Source organism: Flectobacillus sp., assembly GCF_049240685.1.
GTDB lineage: Bacteria > Bacteroidota > Bacteroidia > Cytophagales > Spirosomataceae > Flectobacillus.
On record NZ_JBMLSD010000289.1, the window covers coordinates 1 to 5,243 of the forward strand.

Annotated in this window: 4 protein-coding genes; 2 read left to right on the plus strand and 2 right to left on the minus strand. The window is 37.0% G+C overall.

Going from position 1 to position 5,243, the window contains the following annotated elements; translation table 11 throughout:
- Positions 1-153: 153 nt before the first annotated feature.
- Positions 154-921: an Eco47II family restriction endonuclease gene (locus ACOVQ4_RS13145; protein WP_421821091.1), complete on the plus strand. Its 768-nt coding sequence runs from the start codon at positions 154-156 to the stop codon at positions 919-921.
- Here ACOVQ4_RS13145 and dcm read toward each other — a convergent pair.
- Positions 897-2,132, minus strand: a complete 1,236-nt coding sequence (gene dcm, locus ACOVQ4_RS13150; protein ID WP_421821092.1) for a DNA (cytosine-5-)-methyltransferase — start codon at positions 2,130-2,132, stop codon at positions 897-899. The genes ACOVQ4_RS13145 and dcm overlap by 25 nt on opposite strands.
- A gap of 121 nt (positions 2,133-2,253) precedes the next feature.
- Between dcm and ACOVQ4_RS13155 the strand changes: the two genes are divergently transcribed.
- Positions 2,254-3,528 carry a replication-associated recombination protein A gene (locus ACOVQ4_RS13155; RefSeq protein WP_421821093.1) on the plus strand — a complete coding sequence of 425 codons (1,275 nt, stop codon included), beginning with the start codon at positions 2,254-2,256 and terminating at the stop codon, positions 3,526-3,528.
- Between the two features lie 123 nt (positions 3,529-3,651).
- Here the strand turns inward: ACOVQ4_RS13155 and ACOVQ4_RS13160 are convergent, their stop codons facing one another.
- Positions 3,652-4,878, minus strand: a complete 1,227-nt coding sequence (locus tag ACOVQ4_RS13160) for an S-adenosylmethionine:tRNA ribosyltransferase-isomerase (protein WP_421821094.1) — start codon at positions 4,876-4,878, stop codon at positions 3,652-3,654.
- Positions 4,879-5,243 lie beyond the last annotated feature (365 nt).

Here is a 5,243-nt window from a genome sequence, read left to right on the forward strand (position 1 = left end):
CGCAGTTTAGTCCCAAAATTGTACGAATGGCCGACGGTCGTGAAAAGGCAGAAGACTAATATCAAGCCTTCTATTCTCACGAGTTTTTCTGAAAATAGAAGGCTTTGTTATGAATAAATTCTATTTTTGACCGAAAATTTTAACATAATATCTATGGCAAATACCTATTTATCATTTATTAGTGACGAGCATCTATTGAACTGTGTCGCCCATCTTTATCAATCCTATCAAAAGGCAAAAAATGATATTAATAAAAAGAAATTCTACAGTAATAAAATTGATGCCTTTAAAATGGTTTTTGATGTGAAATTCAATAATATGGATGAGGAAGCATTAATTCAGGCTGAGATTTTACGTCAAGTAGACAAATCAATTAATAATTCAATTGGAACCTTTCATGAGGAAATATTAGGAGGAATAGCAGGCTATGAAAAAGGCAATTTGAGTGGTTTTGATATTAAAGCTATAGACAATACACTATTTGCAGATATTAAAAATAAGCACAATACGATGAATAGTAGTGCTGCTGAAAGTCTATTTCAAAAGTTGAAACGATATGCTGATGACAATAAACAAGCCAAATGTTATTGGGTACAAATATTAGCTACACAAAGTTTTTGTGAAAAGTGGGTTAGTATCATTAATGGTAAAGAATATAGTCATAGTAGGGTTTATAAAATATCAGGAGACCAATTTTATCGACTACTTACTGGAGTTGATAATGCACTATTTCAATTGTATAGCGTTTTACCAAAAGTGATAGAGGATTATCTGAAAAGTATTCGGGTTGAAGAGTCAGAGAAAAAGCAAAACTCTGCATTAAATGAAATTAAGGATGGTTCAGACAAATCTGGTCGAACCATCCTTAATGAAATTACTTATGAAAATTACCAGTATTATTTAGGTTTTGATAAACTGTAATACTGATTTAAAAACTTCACAATTGAATACCCTACCTCTCGACCAAGATTGACAGGTACAGCGTTACCTATTTGCTTGTACTGTTGAGAGGTAGAACCTGCAAATTTCCAGTCGTCTGGAAATGTCTGGATTCTAGCATATTCACGTACGGTGAATGGACGAGTTTCTTCTGGATGACAGCGCTCTGTTTGTTTTTGAGCAGGAGAGCAAGTCAGTGTGAGACTAGGTTCGTCCCAGCCAATTCTACGAGCCATTCCTGTTTTACCACCACCCAAATAAAAACTTTTACCCATATAACTCTTTTGAACATCCAAAGGCAAATCACGCCAATAGCCTTTAGGAGGCACAAGGTCTAAGACAACTTTTTTAGATTTTGGATATTTTGCACCATCTGATTCAGGTACATCAGTGTCAAAAAGCTCACCCTTTTTTAAAGCATCTGAAAGGTTGTATATTTTTTTATAAGGTTTGGGATATTCAAATGGAATATCTATATCCTTTCTGATTCCAACTAATATAAGTCGCTCACGTTTTTGAGGAACTTTATAATTGACCGCTTTTAATACTTGAATAGGTACAACATTGTAGCCGATTTCGTTTAAAATAGAAATCATGCCTTGAAGCGTTTTTCCATTATCATGACTTAATAAGCCACGTACATTTTCACCTACACAAATCAATGGATTGATTTCTTGCACAGCTCTGGCAAACTCATAAAATAAAGTACCCCTAGCATCATCTAGCCCAAGCTTCTTACCCGCATAACTGAAGGCTTGACAGGGAAACCCTCCTGTGACCAAATCGACTTGGTTGTGATATTCTGAAAAATTAAAGCTTTTTATATCTCCTTCTAGTACGTTCCAGTGCGGTCTGTTACGTCTTAATGTTTCACAAGCCCATTTATCAATTTCATTCAAAGCAGTACACTCTATACCAGCCTGTTCGAGGCCAATAGCTAATCCACCCGCACCCGCAAAAAGCTCTATTACAGAATAAGGATATAAAGGTTTTTCGTAGTTGGAAATTTCTTTATCTTCTTTTGATTTGATAAAATCATTAAAAATATTTAATTGCTCTCGAGAATACACACGATAGTTGCTCATGGGTTCGCGTACGGCTTGAAGTTTACCTTCTCTATCCCATCTTCTCAAAGTTTCTTTACTTTTGCCTAATATTTCAGCTGCCTCATTTAGTGTTAAAAAATCATCCATAACCACCTTGTTTAACCTTATACAATGGTTACAAAATTAGGCTATTTTTTTTGATAAACAATTTGTTTTGGATTTATTTTGAAGCTGAGAATGTTTTATTTGAATAAAAAAGATAGAAATCATGCAACCATTAGCCGAAAGGATGCGTCCGCAGACGCTTGATGATTATGTGGGTCAAGACCATTTGGTTGGAGAAAAAGCTGTTTTACGCAGAGCTGTTGAGGCTGGTCGGATTCCTTCCTTTATTTTGTGGGGACCTCCTGGGGTTGGCAAAACTACTTTGGCGAGTATCATTGCTAAAACATTGAAACGCCCTTTTCATACACTTTCTGCTATTAGCGCAGGAGTAAAGGATATTCGTGAAACTATAGATTCTGCCAAAAAACAAAAGTTTTTTGATACGCCTTCGCCAATTTTATTTATCGATGAGATTCACCGTTTTTCAAAATCACAACAGGATTCCTTACTGGGGGCAGTTGAGCAAGGAGTGGTAACGCTGATTGGTGCTACCACCGAAAATCCGTCTTTTGAGGTGATTTCGGCATTATTGTCTCGTTGTCAGGTATATGTACTAAAATCTTTGGAAAAAGATGATTTGATTTTGATGTTAAATCAGGCTTTATTGAAAGATAGTTTTTTGAAAAATAGGGATATAGAAATCGTAGAATATGACGCTATCTTGCAGTTTTCAGGAGGCGACGGGCGAAAGCTGTATAATATCCTTGAATTGGTAACAAACTTTCAACAGGTTGGTGAGTCATTGAAGATTACCAATGAAATGGTGGTAGATAAGTTGCAGCAAAATATTGCGATGTATGACAAAGATGGCGAGCAACACTATGACATTATCTCGGCATTTATTAAGTCTATTCGTGGGTCAGACCCTAATGCGGCTGTGTATTGGTTGGCTCGCATGTTGGAGGGAGGCGAAGATATAGAATTCATAGCAAGACGCTTGGTAATATTGGCTGCCGAGGATATTGGATTAGCTAACCCCAATGCGTTATTAATGGCTAATACTTGCTTTCAGGCTATTCGATTAGTGGGTATGCCCGAATCTAGGATTATCTTGTCGGAGGCGGTCATCTATTTGGCAACCTCTCCTAAAAGTAATTCAGCTTATTTGGCTATTGGTGAGGCTCAAGAATTGGTTAGACAAACGGGTAATCTTCCGGTACCACTGCATTTGCGAAATGCTCCAACCAAACTCATGAAGTCACTAGATTATGGAAAAGGATACAAATATGCCCATGACTATAAAGGGAATTTTGCTGAGCAAGAGTTTTTCCCGAAAGAGATAGAAAAAACGAAGCTTTTTGAACCTCAGCAGAATTCAGCAGAAGAAAAAATCCGTCAAAAACTGCGCAATGATTGGGGAGATTGGTATCAGTATTGAAAGGGCTTTGGAATTTCGGCTATTAGCTTTGGGCAAGTGGAAAATATTTTTTCGTTTTGACTTATAAGCTAATAGCCGACTGGTAAGCAGTTAGTATAAGATGCTATTATTCACAACTTACTATTATGGCAACAACAGCGATGAGTCGCCGTAGCTCAAAAAGCGATAGTCTTTTTCCATAGCTTCTTGGTATACTTTGCGCCAATCTTCGCCGATAAGGGCAGCAATAAGCAATACTAATGTACTTTCGGGTTGGTGATAGTTGGTAATAATGCCTCTACAAACCTTGAATTGATAACCAGGGAATATGAAAATCTCGGTTTCTCCTGTAAGTTCTTCAATATCATTGCTTTCCATAAAATTGAGGATTGTGGCAAATGATTCTTGTCGACTAGGAAGTGTTTCAGTATGATGATATGGGTAAAGTTTTTCTATCAAAAAATCAGAGTCACCTTTCCCTAATTTTACCCCAAACCAATACAAACTTTCGAGCGCACGCATAGAAGTGGTACCTACTGGAATAATCGGCCCTTCGTGTTGGACTAATGTTTGAAGATTCTTTCTTGAAAAAACAATCTGTTCGTTGTGCATACGGTGCTCTACAATATTTTCTACCTTGATAGGTTGGAAAGTGCCAGCACCTACGTGCAAAGTCAAAAAATCTTGTTTAAAACCAGCTTCCTGGAGTTTTTGTAAAACTCTTTCTGTAAAATGCAAACCAGCAGTTGGGGCAGCTACTGCTCCTTTTTTCTCACTATAAACCGTTTGATAGGTTTCATAATCAGAAGATTCTGTTTCACGATTCAAATAAGGCGGCAAAGGGATTTCGCCTAAGGATTGAATTAAATCTACGAATAGAATAGGAGCATCGTTACTCAAATTTTGCCAAGAGAGCTCGACATGATTTTGCTCCTCATCGGCTAATTTGGCTGATACTACAACTTTATTGTCGTTAACGAACAAGGTATGCTGTAAAATGTCATTTTTCTTGAAACGTTTTTTGTTGCCAATCATACATTCCCAAACACAGCCATCGCTTACTTCCATGGCTAGGTTAATCACCGAGGTTGGTGCAACTGGATGTAACAAGAAAATTTGAATAGTGGCTCCTGTAGGTTTCTGAAAGTGTATTCTTGCTGGAATTACTTTTGTATTATTAAAAACCAACAGACTACCTTTTGGAAGATAGTCTGCGATTTGATAAAACTGAGTATGAGTAATTTCACCTTGATGATATACCTGTAGCTTCGACTGGTCTCTTTCATTCAAGGGAAATTTGGCAATTCTTTCATCAGGAAGCTCATAAGTATAATCAGATAATTTGATATCTGTTATCGAAAGCTCGTTCATGGCGTTGTTGATTGAATTTATATTATTTAGGTAATCGTGTACATTTAGTTTTTTAGGCACAAGGCAATAGGGCAACAGGCAACAGGCACAAGGCAACAGGCAAAGAGTGTTAAATGTTTTTTACTAACAATAGCTACATTTTGCCGAAAGCTCAAAGCCGAAAGCCGATAGCTCAAAAGTTATATTGAGGCAACAGGCACAAGGCAAAGAGTGTTAAATGTTTTTTACTAACAATAGCTACATTTTGCCGAAAGCTCAAAGCTCAAAGCCGAATGCCGAAAGCTCACAGCTCAAAGCCGAAAGCTCAAAACCGAAAGCTCAAAACTTAAACCTTATCTTACTTATTAACTTATTTATTCTCAAGG

Bases quoted from the DNA above. Each gene is read 5' to 3' on its own strand.
- ACOVQ4_RS13145 (WP_421821091.1), top strand. From the start codon at position 154: ATGGCAAATACCTATTTATCATTTATTAGTGACGAGCATCTATTGAAC.
- dcm (WP_421821092.1), bottom strand. From the start codon at position 2,132: ATGGATGATTTTTTAACACTAAATGAGGCAGCTGAAATATTAGGCAAA.
- ACOVQ4_RS13155 (WP_421821093.1), top strand. From the start codon at position 2,254: ATGCAACCATTAGCCGAAAGGATGCGTCCGCAGACGCTTGATGATTAT.
- ACOVQ4_RS13160 (WP_421821094.1), bottom strand. From the start codon at position 4,878: ATGAACGAGCTTTCGATAACAGATATCAAATTATCTGATTATACTTAT.